9 protein-coding genes, 2 tRNA genes and 3 rRNA genes are annotated in these 17,588 nt (G+C 57.8%); 11 read left to right on the top strand and 3 right to left on the bottom strand.

The window, feature by feature from the left end; translation table 11 throughout:
- Positions 1-614: 614 nt before the first annotated feature.
- The 5 genes from ACYZT8_RS19945 (at position 615) to rrf (ending at position 5,844) form a co-directional block, all read left to right on the top strand.
- Positions 615-2,153 (top strand): 16S ribosomal RNA (locus ACYZT8_RS19945).
- 123 nt (positions 2,154-2,276) lie between these two features.
- A tRNA-Ile gene (locus tag ACYZT8_RS19940) sits at positions 2,277-2,353 on the top strand.
- A 9-nt stretch (positions 2,354-2,362) separates the two neighbouring features.
- Positions 2,363-2,438: transfer RNA gene (locus ACYZT8_RS19935), tRNA-Ala, on the top strand.
- 239 nt (positions 2,439-2,677) lie between these two features.
- Positions 2,678-5,569: ribosomal RNA gene (locus ACYZT8_RS19930) — 23S ribosomal RNA — on the top strand.
- A gap of 159 nt (positions 5,570-5,728) precedes the next feature.
- Positions 5,729-5,844: ribosomal RNA gene (gene rrf, locus ACYZT8_RS19925) — 5S ribosomal RNA — on the top strand.
- The 16S, 23S and 5S rRNA genes sit together here with 2 tRNA genes alongside, the layout of an rRNA operon.
- A gap of 114 nt (positions 5,845-5,958) precedes the next feature.
- Here the strand turns inward: rrf and ACYZT8_RS19920 are convergent.
- The gene (locus ACYZT8_RS19920; RefSeq protein ID WP_461975280.1) at positions 5,959-6,882 is read right to left on the bottom strand and encodes a TIGR03571 family LLM class oxidoreductase; all 924 of its coding nucleotides are present in this window, start codon (positions 6,880-6,882) and stop codon (positions 5,959-5,961) included.
- Between the two features lie 276 nt (positions 6,883-7,158).
- Between ACYZT8_RS19920 and mrdA the strand changes: the two genes are divergently transcribed.
- The 5 genes from mrdA (at position 7,159) to qhpG (ending at position 14,862) form a co-directional block, all read left to right on the top strand.
- Complete coding sequence (mrdA, locus tag ACYZT8_RS19915; protein ID WP_461975278.1) at positions 7,159-9,051, top strand: penicillin-binding protein 2; 1,893 nt, start codon at positions 7,159-7,161, stop codon at positions 9,049-9,051.
- Between the two features lie 235 nt (positions 9,052-9,286).
- The gene (locus ACYZT8_RS19910; RefSeq protein WP_461975276.1) at positions 9,287-11,191 is read left to right on the top strand and encodes a sigma-54-dependent Fis family transcriptional regulator; all 1,905 of its coding nucleotides are present in this window, start codon (positions 9,287-9,289) and stop codon (positions 11,189-11,191) included.
- Positions 11,191-12,909, top strand: coding sequence for an ABC transporter ATP-binding protein (locus ACYZT8_RS19905; protein WP_461975274.1), 1,719 nt, complete (start codon positions 11,191-11,193; stop codon positions 12,907-12,909). Before ACYZT8_RS19910 ends, ACYZT8_RS19905 begins: the two co-directional genes overlap by 1 nt.
- Positions 12,899-13,576, top strand: coding sequence for a subtilisin-like serine protease QhpE (qhpE, locus tag ACYZT8_RS19900; RefSeq protein ID WP_461975272.1), 678 nt, complete (start codon positions 12,899-12,901; stop codon positions 13,574-13,576). Before ACYZT8_RS19905 ends, qhpE begins: the two co-directional genes overlap by 11 nt.
- Positions 13,573-14,862, top strand: coding sequence for a flavin-dependent monooxygenase QhpG (gene qhpG, locus ACYZT8_RS19895; RefSeq protein ID WP_461975270.1), 1,290 nt, complete (start codon positions 13,573-13,575; stop codon positions 14,860-14,862). Before qhpE ends, qhpG begins: the two co-directional genes overlap by 4 nt.
- A 138-nt stretch (positions 14,863-15,000) precedes the next feature.
- Here qhpG and ACYZT8_RS19890 read toward each other — a convergent pair whose 3' ends face one another.
- Complete coding sequence (locus ACYZT8_RS19890) at positions 15,001-16,491, bottom strand: aldehyde dehydrogenase family protein (protein ID WP_461975268.1); 1,491 nt, start codon at positions 16,489-16,491, stop codon at positions 15,001-15,003.
- Positions 16,492-16,765: 274 nt separating this feature from the next.
- Here ACYZT8_RS19890 and ACYZT8_RS19885 point away from each other — a divergent pair, with 274 nt between their 5' ends.
- Entirely contained in the window at positions 16,766-17,020 is a 255-nt protein-coding gene (locus tag ACYZT8_RS19885; RefSeq protein ID WP_461975266.1) for a DUF1652 domain-containing protein, read from the top strand.
- Between the two features lie 48 nt (positions 17,021-17,068).
- On the opposite strand, the gene ACYZT8_RS19880 is transcribed toward ACYZT8_RS19885, so the two are convergent.
- Complete coding sequence (locus ACYZT8_RS19880) at positions 17,069-17,425, bottom strand: hypothetical protein (RefSeq protein WP_461975264.1); 357 nt, start codon at positions 17,423-17,425, stop codon at positions 17,069-17,071.
- Between the last annotated feature and the right edge of the window lie 163 nt (positions 17,426-17,588).

Here is a 17,588-nt window from a genome sequence, read left to right as displayed (position 1 = left end):
TACTGCGCATTCGTGACGGTTGCGTCTATATATAAGCAATGATTTTGAACATCCTGATAGAAAAACCAAATCAGGGGTTGACGGCAGATTCTGGAAGTCTATAATTCGCCCCACTTCCGGCGCAGTCGAAACGGAAAACTCCTTGGTAAACAAAGAGTTACGCAGTTTTCGGCAGCGAGTTGCTTCAGGTCATCGAAGCCCAGAAGGAGTTGGTCAAGCGGGGTTGTAGGGCTTGATTGACGGTTCGATCTTCTCGGTCGAAAGCGGAGAAAAAGAGGTGTTGACAGCAGCGAGTAACGCTGTAGAATTCGCCTCCCGCTAACGAGAGATCGGAAGCGCAAGTGGTTGAAGTTGCAAAGGAAACTTTGAAAACTTCTGAAAATAACCGCTTGACAGCAACAGAGGCTGCTGTAGAATGCGCGCCTCGGTTGAGACGAAAGATCTTAGCCAACCGCTCTTTAACAACTGAATCAAGCAATTCGTGTGGGTGCTTGTGGAGTCAGACTGATAGTCAACAAGATTATCAGCATCACAAGTTACTCCGCGAGAAATCAAAGATGTAACCAACGATTGCTGAGCCAAGTTTAGGGTTTCTTAAAAACCCAAAGATGTTTGAACTGAAGAGTTTGATCATGGCTCAGATTGAACGCTGGCGGCAGGCCTAACACATGCAAGTCGAGCGGCAGCACGGGTACTTGTACCTGGTGGCGAGCGGCGGACGGGTGAGTAATGCCTAGGAATCTGCCTGGTAGTGGGGGATAACGCTCGGAAACGGACGCTAATACCGCATACGTCCTACGGGAGAAAGCAGGGGACCTTCGGGCCTTGCGCTATCAGATGAGCCTAGGTCGGATTAGCTAGTTGGTGAGGTAATGGCTCACCAAGGCGACGATCCGTAACTGGTCTGAGAGGATGATCAGTCACACTGGAACTGAGACACGGTCCAGACTCCTACGGGAGGCAGCAGTGGGGAATATTGGACAATGGGCGAAAGCCTGATCCAGCCATGCCGCGTGTGTGAAGAAGGTCTTCGGATTGTAAAGCACTTTAAGTTGGGAGGAAGGGCAGTAAATTAATACTTTGCTGTTTTGACGTTACCGACAGAATAAGCACCGGCTAACTCTGTGCCAGCAGCCGCGGTAATACAGAGGGTGCAAGCGTTAATCGGAATTACTGGGCGTAAAGCGCGCGTAGGTGGTTTGTTAAGTTGGATGTGAAATCCCCGGGCTCAACCTGGGAACTGCATTCAAAACTGACAAGCTAGAGTATGGTAGAGGGTGGTGGAATTTCCTGTGTAGCGGTGAAATGCGTAGATATAGGAAGGAACACCAGTGGCGAAGGCGACCACCTGGACTGATACTGACACTGAGGTGCGAAAGCGTGGGGAGCAAACAGGATTAGATACCCTGGTAGTCCACGCCGTAAACGATGTCAACTAGCCGTTGGGAGCCTTGAGCTCTTAGTGGCGCAGCTAACGCATTAAGTTGACCGCCTGGGGAGTACGGCCGCAAGGTTAAAACTCAAATGAATTGACGGGGGCCCGCACAAGCGGTGGAGCATGTGGTTTAATTCGAAGCAACGCGAAGAACCTTACCAGGCCTTGACATCCAATGAACTTTCCAGAGATGGATTGGTGCCTTCGGGAACATTGAGACAGGTGCTGCATGGCTGTCGTCAGCTCGTGTCGTGAGATGTTGGGTTAAGTCCCGTAACGAGCGCAACCCTTGTCCTTAGTTACCAGCACGTCATGGTGGGCACTCTAAGGAGACTGCCGGTGACAAACCGGAGGAAGGTGGGGATGACGTCAAGTCATCATGGCCCTTACGGCCTGGGCTACACACGTGCTACAATGGTCGGTACAGAGGGTTGCCAAGCCGCGAGGTGGAGCTAATCCCAGAAAACCGATCGTAGTCCGGATCGCAGTCTGCAACTCGACTGCGTGAAGTCGGAATCGCTAGTAATCGCGAATCAGAATGTCGCGGTGAATACGTTCCCGGGCCTTGTACACACCGCCCGTCACACCATGGGAGTGGGTTGCACCAGAAGTAGCTAGTCTAACCTTCGGGAGGACGGTTACCACGGTGTGATTCATGACTGGGGTGAAGTCGTAACAAGGTAGCCGTAGGGGAACCTGCGGCTGGATCACCTCCTTAATCGACGACATCAGCTGCTCCATAAGTTCCCACACGAATTGCTTGATTCATTGAAGAAGACGATAGAAGCAGCTTTAAGCTCCAAGCTGATAGCTCAACGCTAACAGTTACGCGCTCGAAATTGGGTCTGTAGCTCAGTTGGTTAGAGCGCACCCCTGATAAGGGTGAGGTCGGCAGTTCGAATCTGCCCAGACCCACCAATTTTGTATGGGGCCATAGCTCAGCTGGGAGAGCGCCTGCCTTGCACGCAGGAGGTCAACGGTTCGATCCCGTTTGGCTCCACCATTAACTGCTTCTGCTGTTAGAGTTTAGAAATGAATATTCTGAAGTGAATATTGATTTCTAGTCTTTGATTAGATCGTTCTTTAAAAATTTGGGTATGTGATAGAAAGATAGACTGAACGTTACTTTCACTGGTAACGGATCAGGCTAAGGTAAAATTTGTGAGTTGCTCTTAATTGAGTATTATCGAATTTTCGGCGAATGTCGTCTTCACAGTATAACCAGATTGCTTGGGGTTATATGGTCAAGTGAAGAAGCGCATACGGTGGATGCCTTGGCAGTCAGAGGCGATGAAAGACGTGGTAGCCTGCGAAAAGCTTCGGGGAGTCGGCAAACAGACTTTGATCCGGAGATGTCTGAATGGGGGAACCCAGCCATCATAAGATGGTTATCTTAAGCTGAATACATAGGCTTAAGAGGCGAACCAGGGGAACTGAAACATCTAAGTACCCTGAGGAAAAGAAATCAACCGAGATTCCCTTAGTAGTGGCGAGCGAACGGGGACTAGCCCTTAAGTGGCTTTGAGATTAGCGGAACGCTCTGGAAAGTGCGGCCATAGTGGGTGATAGCCCTGTACGCGAAAATCTCTTAGTCATGAAATCGAGTAGGACGGAGCACGAGAAACTTTGTCTGAATATGGGGGGACCATCCTCCAAGGCTAAATACTACTGACTGACCGATAGTGAACTAGTACCGTGAGGGAAAGGCGAAAAGAACCCCGGAGAGGGGAGTGAAATAGATCCTGAAACCGTATGCGTACAAGCAGTGGGAGCCCACTTTGTTGGGTGACTGCGTACCTTTTGTATAATGGGTCAGCGACTTATTTTCAGTGGCGAGCTTAACCGAATAGGGGAGGCGTAGCGAAAGCGAGTCTTAATAGGGCGTCTAGTCGCTGGGAATAGACCCGAAACCGGGCGATCTATCCATGGGCAGGTTGAAGGTTGGGTAACACTAACTGGAGGACCGAACCGACTACCGTTGAAAAGTTAGCGGATGACCTGTGGATCGGAGTGAAAGGCTAATCAAGCTCGGAGATAGCTGGTTCTCCTCGAAAGCTATTTAGGTAGCGCCTCATGTATCACTGTAGGGGGTAGAGCACTGTTTCGGCTAGGGGGTCATCCCGACTTACCAAACCGATGCAAACTCCGAATACCTACAAGTGCCGAGCATGGGAGACACACGGCGGGTGCTAACGTCCGTCGTGAAAAGGGAAACAACCCAGACCGTCAGCTAAGGTCCCAAAGTTATGGTTAAGTGGGAAACGATGTGGGAAGGCTTAGACAGCTAGGAGGTTGGCTTAGAAGCAGCCACCCTTTAAAGAAAGCGTAATAGCTCACTAGTCGAGTCGGCCTGCGCGGAAGATGTAACGGGGCTCAAACCATACACCGAAGCTACGGGTATCACTTAGGTGATGCGGTAGAGGAGCGTTCTGTAAGCCTGTGAAGGTGAGTTGAGAAGCTTGCTGGAGGTATCAGAAGTGCGAATGCTGACATGAGTAACGACAATGGGTGTGAAAAACACCCACGCCGAAAGACCAAGGTTTCCTGCGCAACGTTAATCGACGCAGGGTTAGTCGGTCCCTAAGGCGAGGCTGAAAAGCGTAGTCGATGGAAAACAGGTTAATATTCCTGTACTTCTGGTTATTGCGATGGAGGGACGGAGAAGGCTAGGCCAGCTTGGCGTTGGTTGTCCAAGTTTAAGGTGGTAGGCTGGAATCTTAGGTAAATCCGGGATTCTAAGGCCGAGAGCTGATGACGAGTGTTCTTTTAGAACACGAAGTGGTTGATGCCATGCTTCCAAGAAAAGCTTCTAAGCTTCAGGTAACCAGGAACCGTACCCCAAACCGACACAGGTGGTTGGGTAGAGAATACCAAGGCGCTTGAGAGAACTCGGGTGAAGGAACTAGGCAAAATGGCACCGTAACTTCGGGAGAAGGTGCGCCGGTGAGGGTGAAGCATTTACTGCGTAAGCCCATGCCGGTCGAAGATACCAGGCCGCTGCGACTGTTTATTAAAAACACAGCACTCTGCAAACACGAAAGTGGACGTATAGGGTGTGACGCCTGCCCGGTGCCGGAAGGTTAATTGATGGGGTTAGCTAACGCGAAGCTCTTGATCGAAGCCCCGGTAAACGGCGGCCGTAACTATAACGGTCCTAAGGTAGCGAAATTCCTTGTCGGGTAAGTTCCGACCTGCACGAATGGCGTAACGATGGCGGCGCTGTCTCCACCCGAGACTCAGTGAAATTGAAATCGCTGTGAAGATGCAGTGTATCCGCGGCTAGACGGAAAGACCCCGTGAACCTTTACTATAGCTTTGCACTGGACTTTGAATTTGCTTGTGTAGGATAGGTGGGAGGCTTTGAAGCGTGGACGCCAGTTCGCGTGGAGCCAACCTTGAAATACCACCCTGGCAACTTTGAGGTTCTAACTCAGGTCCGTTATCCGGATCGAGGACAGTGTATGGTGGGTAGTTTGACTGGGGCGGTCTCCTCCTAAAGAGTAACGGAGGAGTACGAAGGTGCGCTCAGACCGGTCGGAAATCGGTCGTAGAGTATAAAGGCAAAAGCGCGCTTGACTGCGAGACAGACACGTCGAGCAGGTACGAAAGTAGGTCTTAGTGATCCGGTGGTTCTGTATGGAAGGGCCATCGCTCAACGGATAAAAGGTACTCCGGGGATAACAGGCTGATACCGCCCAAGAGTTCATATCGACGGCGGTGTTTGGCACCTCGATGTCGGCTCATCACATCCTGGGGCTGAAGCCGGTCCCAAGGGTATGGCTGTTCGCCATTTAAAGTGGTACGCGAGCTGGGTTTAGAACGTCGTGAGACAGTTCGGTCCCTATCTGCCGTGGACGTTTGAGATTTGAGAGGGGCTGCTCCTAGTACGAGAGGACCGGAGTGGACGAACCTCTGGTGTTCCGGTTGTCACGCCAGTGGCATTGCCGGGTAGCTATGTTCGGAATAGATAACCGCTGAAAGCATCTAAGCGGGAAACTAGCCTCAAGATGAGATCTCACTGGGACCTTGAGTCCCCTGAAGGGCCGTCGAAGACTACGACGTTGATAGGTTGGGTGTGTAAGCGCTGTGAGGCGTTGAGCTAACCAATACTAATTGCCCGTGAGGCTTGACCATATAACACCCAAGCAATTTGACTACTCGAAAGAGCATCAGATTGCGGTGTGTGAAGACGAAACGAACCGAAAGTTCGAGATGCTCGCAAAACACCGAAAGCTGTCACATACCCAATTTGCTGAAGCGAGACCAACAGGTCACGACTCAGTACCCGAATTTCTTGACGACCATAGAGCATTGGAACCACCTGATCCCATCCCGAACTCAGCAGTGAAACGATGCATCGCCGATGGTAGTGTGGGGTTTCCCCATGTGAGAGTAGGTCATCGTCAAGACTAAATTCCGAAACCCCAATTGCGCAAGCAGTTGGGGTTTTGTTTTGCCCGCAGGAAAGTGGCGTGACAAAAACAGGGATAGCCCCACGACTATCCCAGGTTCCAGCAGCACCGTCAGTGAAACTTCGGCAGAACGTATTCAGCGATCTCTTCAATAACTTCGGCCACCGGTCGCTCGCTACGGCGCAGATGTAAGCCAACATGCTGAACCCCCGCGTCACGCAGCGCCTGAAGCTCATCAATCAATGCCAACCGTCCACAGCTGCCACCGAACCGCACACGTCGCATCGGCGCATGAGGGTTGGCGGATAGATCCAGGTGAACGAAGCTGATGTAGGGTTTATTGCCTCCGACTTCCCGCCACAGCCCCACTCGGCGCCGATGCTCATCCGGAGTACCCGGATAGGCGAGCCAGCCGTCCATGTGTTGGCCAATCCAGGCAGGGGATTGTTGACCAAGACCCGCAACCAGTAATGGCACCGGCTGATCTCGCTCCGGCAACAGACGAGCACCTTCGGGCAAACGGCCTTCACCTTGGCTGCGCAATAGCTCAACCGTCTCGCGAAAAATCTCCCCGCGCTGATCGTAGTCCACGCCAAACAACGGATACTCCATCGGCCGGTCGCCACTCGCGACCCCAAGGAGCAGACGTCCGTCACTCAATTCATCGACGCTGTTGGCGGCCTTGAGCGTAAGCCAAGGCTGACGCAATGGCAGTACAACCGCCGCCGTACCCAACAGGATGTTTTCAGTGATCCCGGCCAAATACCCAAGGTAGGAAAAGGTTTCAAAGACCTGTGCAGCATCGCCAAAGTTGGGGTCATAAACCGGCACATCACGTACCCAAAATGCTCGAAAACCGGCGTTATCAGCCAATCTAGCCATCGCCGCGTGCTGCTTCAAATCAGGGACACCGAAAGGCCGCTCCTCCTCAATCCGTAGCCGCTGACCATCACTGGACCAATCGTTATCCAGCGGCAGTTCCAGTCCGATGGAAAACCCATTCGAGCCAAGTAATCGGTGAAATCGTGGATGCATGAAAAGACTCCCAAACAACAAAGTGGAATGACATGCACCCAGTATCTACAGGCCCATCCGCAAGAAAAATGCATGAGTCGGAATATCAATCTTGAGCAAAACGCACGAGTTAGCGAAAACACCGATTATCGTTTTGGCCCTCAAGGACAACCGTTCGAGAAAATCGCACTAAAGTGACCTTACGGTTTTTGGTATGGTGCAGCTCGTTTTTTCACGGACAGATTTCAAGCCTACGGATCGGCACCCCCCTTTTTTAGTCAAAGAGCTGCTGCAGAAATGCCCGAACCGATACCCATCAAGGACCACGAAAAAGAGACGCGCCTGGTCAACAAACGGTTGATCGCCTGCGCCTTGTTCGTCGCCGCCATTTCCTGCGCACTCGTCGTGCGTATGTATGTGTTGCAAGTGGTCGAGTTCGACTATCACTCGACCATCTCCGAAAACAACCGCGTACATGTCTTGCCGATCACCCCTACGAGAGGGCTGATCTACGACCGCAACGGTGTCGTCCTCGCAGACAACCGGCCCAGCTTCAACCTGACCATCACCCGCGAACGCGCCTCCGACGTCAAAGAAGAACTCGACGAGGTGGTCAACCTCCTGCACTTGCCCGCCGAGGACCGGACGCTGTTCGACAAGGCAATGAAGCAGGCGCGCCACCCGTTTGTGCCTGTCACGTTGTTTTATGAACTCAGTGAGCAGCAAATCGCGGTACTCGCGGTCAACGAGTTCCGACTGCCGGGGATCGATGTCGAGCCCCAATTCGTCCGCCATTACCCAATGGGCGCACACTTCGCACACTCGATCGGCTACGTCGGTCGTATCAACGAGAAAGAATCCAAAGTCCTCGATACGGTGGAGTACCGGGGTACCCAATCCATCGGCAAGACCGGCATCGAAAAGTTCTACGAGTCCGAATTGCACGGCCAAGTGGGTTACGAAGAAGTCGAAACCAATGCCCAGGGCCGCGTACTGCGAGTGCTCAAGCACACTGATCCGATCCCCGGTAAAAACATAGTCCTGAGCCTGGACGTCAAACTTCAGGAGGCGGCTGAGGAAGCCTTGGGCGATCGTCGTGGTTCAGTAGTGGCATTAGACCCCTCGACTGGCGAAGTGCTGGCAATGGTCAGCAAGCCCAGCTTCGACCCGAACCTGTTCGTCACTGGCATCAGCTTCAAGGAATACGCGGCGCTGCACGATTCCATCGATCGGCCGCTGTTCAACCGTGTCCTGCGCGGCCTCTACGCGCCGGGTTCGACCATCAAGCCGGAGGTGGCCATTGCCGGCCTCGATGCCGGTGTCGTCACCCCTCAGACTCGCGTCTTCGACCCGGGCTATTACCAACTCCCGGACTTCGATCACAAATACCGTAACTGGAACCACAGCGGCGACGGTTGGGTAGACATGGACGCGGCGATCATGCGCTCCAACGACACTTACTTCTATGACCTGGCCCACAAGCTGGGCATCGATCGACTACATGACTACATGGCGATGTTCGGCCTCGGCGAGAAGGTCTCGCTGGACATGTTCGAAGAGTCTGCCGGGCTGATGCCATCCCAGGCCTGGAAGCGTGCTACTCGTCGTCAGGCATGGTTCCCGGGCGAAACGGTGATCCTCGGCATCGGCCAGGGTTACATGCAGGTCACGCCGCTGCAGCTGGCCCAGGCCACCGCGCTGATCGCCAACAAAGGCGTTTGGAACCGACCGCACCTGGCCAAGACCGTGGACGGCGTAGCGCCGGTGGACGAGCACCCGATGCCGAACATCCTGCTCAAGGACCCGCGTGACTGGGAGCAGGTCAACCACGGCATGCAAATGGTGATGCACGACGCTCGCGGGATTGCCCGAGCGGCCGCGCAGGGCGCCCAGTACCGCATTGCCGGCAAGAGTGGTACCGCGCAAGTCGTCGCGATCAAGCAGGGCGAGCGTTATAACCGGGCGAAAACCCTGGAGCGTAACCGCGACAATGCCTTGTTTGTCGGTTTCGCCCCGGCCGAGCATCCGAAGATCGTCATCTCGGTGATGATCGAAAACGGTGAGGCCGGTGGCCGCGTTGCCGGCCCGGTCGTGCGGCAGATCATGGACGCCTGGTTACTCGATCAGGACGGTCACCTGAAACCGCAATACGCCACCCCGAGCAAAATACCGGGCGACCCCCACGTCTAAGCGATTGATGGTGTCTGGTAAATCGCCTTCGCGGGCAAGCCCTCTCCCACAGTGACCGAGTTGAACCACAAATTTGTGCACGACGCAGAACCTGTGGGAGCGTGGCTTGCCCGCGAAGAGCGATAACGCGGTGCAACGGATGAAACACACTTGCCATCGCCCTGACGTTAACGTAAAGATTGCGCCAGGGCGCTGAATTAAAAAAAGCGCAAAGCGGACCGATCCGGAGCGCTTGATGACGCTAATAAAAACAACTCCTCCCAAGCTGCACCGCGAAGCCCGGCTGGCCCGGGAAAAGCTCCATCTCGAGGGCGAAGTCCCCGATGGCGTGCTGCGGGCAGAAATCGACGCGTCGTGGCGGCGCAGTCTCAGCCATGGCGTGCATTTCAACGCCAAGCACGAACTGGCGCTGGAATCGAGCGTGGGTCTGGACGTGCTGTTGGCGAGCAATCGCCTGCTGATCGACGCCGCCTTGCCGGCGATCGATTACCTGGCCGAACGCCAAGGCAAGGAAGGCCTGATCATACTGGCCAATTCCGACGCCACCATTCTCGCCGTCGAAGGTCGCGCTGACCGCCTCAAGGGCAGCGGCCTGCAAGACATCACCCTCGGCGCCTGCTGGAGCGAAGCCGCTCGCGGCACCAATGCACTGGGCACCGCACTGGTGGAAGCCCGGCCAACGATGATCGATTGCGGCGAGCATTACCTCGACCGTCTGAGCGATTTCTCCTGCACATCGGTGCCGATCCATTGCCCCCAAGGCGACATCCTCGGCGTCCTCGACCTGACCCGCGAAGGCCCCCTCGGCCGCGTGCATGACAGCACCGCGTTGTTGGCCATGGCCGTCAGCCAGATCGAAAGCCGCGTGTTCAATGCCAGCTATCCGGACGAAATAGTCCTGGCCTTCCACAGCCGTCGGCAGTACCTCGAATCCCCGTGGCAGGGCCTGTTGGCAGTGAGCCTCGGCGGACAGATCCTTGCGGTCAGCGCCCAGGCCTGTCAGTTGTTGCGTGCCGAGCGTTCGGCGTTGGTCGGTCGACGTTGCGAAGAGTTTCTGGGTGTCGATGGCCTGCAACTGCTGTCGCGTCTGCATCAGGGCGGCGTCGGCAGTTTGCAGACCGCCAAAGGCGAATTCTTCTACAAAACCCTGCGTGCGCCACAGCGGTCGATCAACGTCAGCACGCCACCGCGCAGCACCGCCAAAACCGCCAAACCGCAACCGGATCTCGAATCCCTGGCCGGCAGTAATGTCCGTTACGCCCGGGCCTTGCGCATGGCCCGCCAAGGGCTGGCCAATGAATTGCCGGTGTTGCTGCTCGGTGAAACCGGCACCGGTAAAGAAGTCATCGCCCGCGCCCTGCACATGGCCGGAACCCGCTGCGACAAACCTTTTGTCGCGGTGAACTGCGCGGCGATCCCTGAAGGCCTGATCGAGTCGGAACTGTTCGGCTACCGCGAAGGCGCCTTTACCGGCTCCCGTCGTGGCGGCATGATCGGGCGGCTGCAACAGGCCCACGGCGGCACGTTGTTCCTCGACGAAATCGGCGACATGCCGTTGGCCTTGCAAGCCCGACTGCTACGGGTGTTGCAGGACCGTAAAGTCGCACCGCTGGGTGCCGGCGAGGAACAAGACATCGACGTCGCACTGATTTGCGCCACCCATCGAGACCTTAAGCGCCTGGTCGAAGACAAACACTTCCGTGAAGACCTGTTCTACCGGGTCAACGGCATCAGCGTGATGCTCCCGGCCCTGCGCGAGCGTGACGATTTCAGTGGCCTGGTCAGCCGACTGCTGACCAGGCTCGATGCATCGACCGTCGTCTTGCACGACGATCTGAGCCGTTTGCTCGACGGCTACCATTGGCCGGGCAACATCCGCCAACTGGAAATGGTCTTGCGCACCGCATTGGCCATGCGTGAACCCGGGGACACGGTGCTCACCCTCGACCACTTGCCCGACAGCATGCTCGACGAACTGACCGCTACTGAACGCCCGGCGTCGGGCAGCATCCGCGAAAACGAACTGGAGCTGATTCGCCAGTCCCTGGACAGCCATCAGGGCAACGTCTCGGCCGCCGCCGACGCCTTGGGCATCAGCCGCGCGACCCTGTATCGCAAGCTCAAACAGTTGCGCTCGTGATGCAGCGCTTGATCGTTCGGCTGATCGACAGCAAGAACCCCGAAGCCCTGCAAGCGGCGTTGCGTTGGCTCTACAGTTTTGTGCGACCCCATCGATTGGCGATTGCCGGGCTGCTCGGTTTGTCGGTGTGCGCCTCGTCGCTGGTGCTGGTGCAACCGTGGCTGACCAAACTGCTGATCGACGATGGCTTGCTGGCGAAAAACTTTCCGATGCTGGTGCTGATTGCCGGGTTGATGATACTCGCCGGCCTGCTCGGCACGGCGCTGTCGGGGATCAATCGCTACCTGCACACACGGTTGTCCGGGCGGATTCTGTTCAGTCTGCGCGATGATCTATATCGACATCTGCAAACCCTGTCGCCGAGTTTCTACGGGCAGCGGCGCATCGGTGACCTGATGTCGCGCCTCGATGGCGACGTCGCGGAGATCCAGCGCTTCGCGGTGGATTCACTGTTCTCGGCGGTATCGAGCGTCATTGGCCTGGTGGTGGCGGTGGCGATGCTGTTGACGCTGTCGTGGAAACTCTCGCTGCTGGCATTGGTGCTGATTCCCCTCGACGTGCTCTGGCTGCGCTGGATGCGGCGCAAGGTCGAGCGTGATGTGCGGCAGTTGCGCGAGCGTTCGGCGGACATGTCTTCGTTCATGGTCGAGACGTTGCCGGTGATGAAATTCATCCAGTCTGCCGGCCAGCAACAACGTGAATCGCGACGGCTTGAGACACTCGGTCAAGGCTACATGAGCCAGTTGCTGCGCCTGCAAGTCACCGAGTTTTTCACTCAGGCGGTGCCCGGCACGCTGACGTCATTGTCCCGGGCCTGCGCGTTTTTGATTGGCGGTTATTGGGTGGTGCAGGGCACCTGGCAACTGGGCGCGCTGATCGCGTTTTCCACGTATCTCGGGATGGCGGTCGGACCGGTTCAGAGCTTGCTCGGGCTCTATGTCGCTATTCAGCGAATGACCGTCAGCCTGGGACGGGTGATGGAATTGCGCGGTGAAGAACCGACCGTTCTCACACCGGTTGAACCCAAACCGATGCCGACCTCCGGCGAGCTGCGTTTCGACGACGTGCACTTCAGCCATCCAGGTCGCCCAACCACTTTGCGCGGTATCGAAGCGCGAATTCCCTATGGCTTGAAAGTCGCCCTGAGCGGCGGATCCGGGGTCGGTAAATCGACCCTGATTGACCTGCTGCAACGGCATCACGATCCACAATCCGGCCGGGTGCTGCTAGGGGAAGTCGACCTGCGGGAACTGGACCTGTTCCAGCTGCGTCGACGGATTGCCGTGGTCAGTCAGGACATCGTGCTGTTTCGCGGCAGCCTGGCCGACAACCTCGCCTACGCGGTGCCGGACGCCAGCCGCGAAGCGATTGCCGAAGTATCACGGCTCGCGCAACTCGACAGCCTGATCGAGTCGTTGCCCGAAGGTCTCGACAGCCCGCTGGGCGAACGCGGCCAGCAACTGTCCGGCGGGCAGAAACAGCGCATCGCCATCGCCCGTGCGTTGTTGCAGGACCCACTGATTCTGGTGCTGGACGAAGCGACCTCGGCGGTGGATGAAGCCACCGAGCGCGAAGTGATCGAGGCCATCGACCGACTGTTTGCCGGGCGTACGCGGATCCTCATCAGCCATCGACCTTCCACGCTGGCCGATGCCGATTTGCGCTTTGAATTGCTCGACGGTGTGCTCACTTCGAAAACGGTGCTGCATGAAGCCTGAGCCGCGGATTGGCGTGGTCGACAGCGGACATTCGGCGGCGCAACGGGTGCAGGTGATCGCGGGGCGACGCTTTTCGCTGCTGGAGGACGGCCTGGCCGAAAGCGACTTGCGTGACGACCCGCTCGGTCATGGCAGTGCGGTGATCGAGGCCATCGGACGACGGGCGCCTGCGGCGGTGTTTTGCGTGGGGCAAGTGTTTGATCAGCGTGGCGTCACCAGCGCCTTGCAGATCGCCACCGCGATTGACTGGCTGGTGGCGCAGGACGTGCGGCTGATCAATTTGAGCCTCGGCTTGCGTCAGGATCGAAGCCTGTTGCGCGAAGCCTGCGCGGCGGCGGTGGCGCGAGGCATTTTGCTGTGTGCCTCCAGCCCGGCGCAGGGTGAGGGCGTGTTTCCGGCGAACTACCCCCAGGTGCTGCGAGTCACCGGCGATGCGCGTTGCACCGAGCATGAATGGTCGTGGCTCAACAGTGCCCAGGCCGATTTTGCGGCGTGCGTGCATGGGACTTATCCGGGGCAGTCTGGTGCAAGCCTTGGGTGCGCGGCGTTGAGCGGGCACATTGCGAGTTTCCTGGTTGCACATCCCCAAGCGAGCAACGAACACGTCATCGAATGGCTGCGCGAGCACGCCCGTTATCGCGGCCCTGAACGGCGCTTCGGGCCATGATTGCGATTCTTGGCGCCGGTCCCGCCGGAGCAGCGGTCGCCCTGGGTTTGCGGCGGCTCGGTTATGCGGTGACGCTGGTCAGCGAGTGGCGACGGTTTGCGGCTTTGGAAGGCGTTTCGGTGCGGGTGCTGGACGCGTTGCGCGGTGCGGGCCTACATCAGGCGTTGGCGGATGCGGCGTTGCCCTCCCAGCGGCAGGTGTCGTGGAACGGTCAGCAGCATGCGCAAAACATCGAGTTTCTTCTGGACCGTCCGAGCTTCGACCGAGGCTTGCGCGAAGACCTGCGATTGGCTGGCGTTGAGTTGATCGAAGGTCGGGTGCTGACCGTCCAGACATCCGCTTCGGGGCACAGGGTCGAGATTGAAGGGCACGAGGCGCTGAATGCGGATTTTCTGGTGGAAGCCCGTGGACGTCAGGCACCCGCGCTTGGCAAAGGCCTGCGCGGGCCGGAGACGGTCAGCCTGCTCAATCGCTGGCAAGGCACGTCGGGCAGCACCGCCAGCGCGGTGGAAAGCCTTGAGGACGGCTGGGCCTGGATGGCCCGGCGGGCCGACGGTCAGTGTTATTGGCAATGGACAGTGGACGTCGCCAGCGCTGAGTTGCCGGGCAAGGCAACGTTGCTGGATTACTGTCGCGGGCGACGTCAGGGCTCGGCATTGGCGCGTGAGTTTTTCGGTGCCGGGCCTGAGATCGATCTTCAATTGCATGCGCGCAGCAGCACGGCGATTTTGAGTCCGCAGGTGTGTGGCGATCACTGGATTCGGGTAGGCGATGCGGCGATGGCGGTGGATCCGCTGTCGGGCAACGGGATTTTTCAGTCGCTGTCTTCAGCGTTACAGGCGCCCACGGTGATCAACACGTTGTTGCGCAAACCGGAACGTGCGGCGCTGGCCCAGCGCTTTCATCGGCAGCGGGTGGAGCAGTTGTTTTTGCGCTTTGCGCGGATCGGCCGGGATTTTTATGCTGATGAGCAGAGGTGGCAGGAGCTGCCGTTCTGGCAGGCACGGCGGCGGTGGCCGGATGCTGAGGTTGCTCATGCCGAGGCGGATTTTGGAGCGTTGAGGATTGAGCGGGCGCCGGTGCTGAAGGATGGTTTTGTGGGTGAAGCCGAGGTGGTGATCACGGCGGATCAGCCGCTGGGGATCTGGCATGTGCAAGGGGTTGAGCTGGCGCCGTTGGTGCGGCGGTTGCGGACCGAGTCGGCCGAGCAGGCGTTGGCCGGGTTGACGGTGGAGCAGGGCAGGATGATCAGGAGTTGGTTGTTGGCGCAGGGATTCAAACCCTGACATTTGTATCGACCGGTCTGGCCTCTTCGCGGGCAAGCCCGCTCCCACAGTGATTTGTGTGTGTCGCAGATTGCAGCTTCACTCCAAAACCTGTGGGAGCGGGCTTGCCCGCGAAGGCGGTCTGAAGGTCGCCGCAGATCAGAGCTTGATCAACACCGACTTCAACTCCGTGTAATGCTCAATCGCCGCATACCCCATTTCCCGCCCGACCCCCGACATCTTGTACCCGCCAAACGGCAGTGCCGGGTCCAGGGCACTGTGGCAATTGACCCACACCGAGCCTGACTTGATCCGCGGAATCATCCGGTGCACCGCCGCCAGATCGTTCGACCAGATACTCGCCCCCAGCCCGTAAGGACTGTCATTGGCCATGCGCAGCGCATCGGCCTCATCATCAAACGGAATCGCCACCAGCACCGGGCCGAAGATCTCCTCTTGCACCAGCGAGTGCTTCTGATCGACATCGACAATCACCGTCGGCTTGACGAAGAACCCCGGCCCGAACTGCTCGCCGCCGCAGGCTATTGTCGCGCCACTTTCCCGGCCCTTTTCGATGTAGCCGTAAACCCGTTCCTGCTGCCGCGCCGAGATCAGCGGCCCCATCTCGACACTCGGGTCCAGCCCGTTACCGAGCTTCATGGCGTTGGCAATGTCGGCGATGTCCGCCACCACATTGTCGAAATGCTTGCGCTGCACATACAGCCTGGAACCTGCGCAGCACACCTGGCCCTGATTGAAGAAAATCGCGCTGGCGGCACCGGCCGCGGCGGTTTTCAGGTCGGCATCGGCCATGACGATGGTCGGCGATTTGCCGCCCAGTTCGAGGGTGACCCGTGTCATGGACTCCATGGCGATCTTGCCGATCTGCTTGCCCACGGCGGTGGAACCGGTGAAGGTCAGCTTGTCCACCAGCGGGTTGTGGGTCAGCGCCGAGCCTGCGGTGATGCCGGTGCCGGTGACCACGTTGAACACGCCCTCGGGATAACCGGCCTCCAGCACCAGTTCGGCGAGTTTCAGCGCGGTCAGCGGGGTTTCGTCGGCGGGTTTGAGCACCATGGTGCAACCGGTGGCCAGGGCCGGGCCGAGTTTCCAGCAGGCCAGCAGCAGCGGGAAGTTCCAGGCGACGATGGCGCCGACCACGCCCACTGCTTCGCGGCGGATGAAGCTGTGGAACTGATCGTTGGGCATCAGCGGCAACGACACTTCAACGCTGGAGCCCTCGATCTTGGTCGCCCAGCCCGCCATGTAGCGCAGGAAATCGATGGACAACTGCACGTCCATCACCTGGGCCACCGCCGCGCTTTTGCCGTTGTTCAGGCATTCCAGTTGCGCCAGTAGTTCGGCGTCGCGTTCCATCAGGTCGGCGAGCTTCCACAACAGGTTCTGCCGCTCCCGTGGGCGAGTGCGGGTCCAGGCCGAATCATCGAAGGCCTGACGAGCGGCGAGCACGGCGCGGTCGACATCCTCGGGCGTGGCCCGTGGCACCACGCACAGCACTTCACCGGTGGCCGGGTTGTGCAGGGGCATGGTCTGGCCGTCGGCGGCCTCGACCCAGTCACCGCCGATGAGCATGCGAGGGGCGCGTTGGATGAAGGCGCAAGTGTCGGGAAGCAAATAAGGGAGGGGCATGGCGAGACCTCTTGTTGTTCGTGAGAACGAGGCTTTCGCAATGGCTGTGCCAAGTCCCTGCAAAGGCAGCAGCGCCCTTGACCACCGGGGTTTTGGATCGCTCAAGGCAATCGCGGACGCTGCAGGGCTGTTGCAAATTGCGACAAGCATGAGACGACGAGCGACCCGCTTGTGGTCTTGAGGCGCTCAGTGTTCAGGACTAGAATTTTCAGGCTCGGTGGGTGATATGAAGGAGCATTTACCCGGCCACACATCTGGCGTAAGGGAGGTAACGATGTTCCTTTCAACCCTGGAAATTCAAAACATCATTGAACACAGCATGTTGCCCGGCGTCTGCACATGCAGCGTGGAGGCGGACCAGACGCTGACGATTCGGGTCTGTGATTGCATGACTGGCAAAGTAGACTTGGTGGCGACCCATGTTCCGCTATGGGAACTGGACAGCCCCCATGCGATCGCCTCGCTGGTGGCGGACATGCGGCTGGAAATCGAAGCTCACAAAGGCATTCAGCCGACGTCCTTTAGCTGAAGTGGCGACACGCCGCACCACTAAGGTGGTGCGGCTAGCGCCGACTTTTCAAGCGGGTATTTTCCGCGAAATCTCTTCGAACGTGGCGCCATCTACGGCAGCCAACAGCTTTTTGTCATCTTTGAGCGTCGCCAGGAAGGTCACTTCGGTTTCCTTGCCGGCCAACATGAACCCGGCAATCGCGCCGATAGGCCCCAACAGCATCGCACCCGCCACGCCGAAGCCAATGGCGTCCTTGATGTTGTTGATCGATTCCTCGTTGGCGACCTCCACGCGCTTGAACGATGAGAGCGGGAGGGTGATGCCGGGCCACGGGTGAAGCGACGTTCTAAGGGTAAAAACGCCGTCTCTGTACTCTCCATCACCCTGCAGAAAGTCCCCCGCCAGGACAGTGATGCTTGCCATTTTGTTATCCCTCGTGGCAATCGGTGAACACCCATTTCGCACCCGCCTGCAACGGCCGTCAATCGTCGGGCGATGAACTGTTCCGGTCGGGACACCTATGCTTGTCTCAGACTGCAACACCTGTCGCGATATTAGACGCAGGTGAACTCGCCCAGACGCGATT

The organism is Pseudomonas sp. LB3P93 (assembly GCF_054898025.1).
Note: the sequence above shows the minus strand (reverse complement) of the source record. Positions and strands in the feature narration are given on the sequence as shown.

What these genes read in the sequence shown, in the direction of transcription:
- ACYZT8_RS19920 (WP_461975280.1), bottom strand. Translation starts at nt 6,882, where the DNA reads ATGCATCCACGATTTCACCGATTACTTGGCTCGAATGGGTTTTCCATC.
- mrdA (WP_461975278.1), top strand. Translation starts at nt 7,159, where the DNA reads ATGCCCGAACCGATACCCATCAAGGACCACGAAAAAGAGACGCGCCTG.
- ACYZT8_RS19910 (WP_461975276.1), top strand. Translation starts at nt 9,287, where the DNA reads ATGACGCTAATAAAAACAACTCCTCCCAAGCTGCACCGCGAAGCCCGG.
- ACYZT8_RS19905 (WP_461975274.1), top strand. Translation starts at nt 11,191, where the DNA reads ATGCAGCGCTTGATCGTTCGGCTGATCGACAGCAAGAACCCCGAAGCC.
- qhpE (WP_461975272.1), top strand. Translation starts at nt 12,899, where the DNA reads ATGAAGCCTGAGCCGCGGATTGGCGTGGTCGACAGCGGACATTCGGCG.
- qhpG (WP_461975270.1), top strand. Translation starts at nt 13,573, where the DNA reads ATGATTGCGATTCTTGGCGCCGGTCCCGCCGGAGCAGCGGTCGCCCTG.
- ACYZT8_RS19890 (WP_461975268.1), bottom strand. Translation starts at nt 16,491, where the DNA reads ATGCCCCTCCCTTATTTGCTTCCCGACACTTGCGCCTTCATCCAACGC.
- ACYZT8_RS19885 (WP_461975266.1), top strand. Translation starts at nt 16,766, where the DNA reads ATGTTCCTTTCAACCCTGGAAATTCAAAACATCATTGAACACAGCATG.
- ACYZT8_RS19880 (WP_461975264.1), bottom strand. Translation starts at nt 17,425, where the DNA reads ATGGCAAGCATCACTGTCCTGGCGGGGGACTTTCTGCAGGGTGATGGA.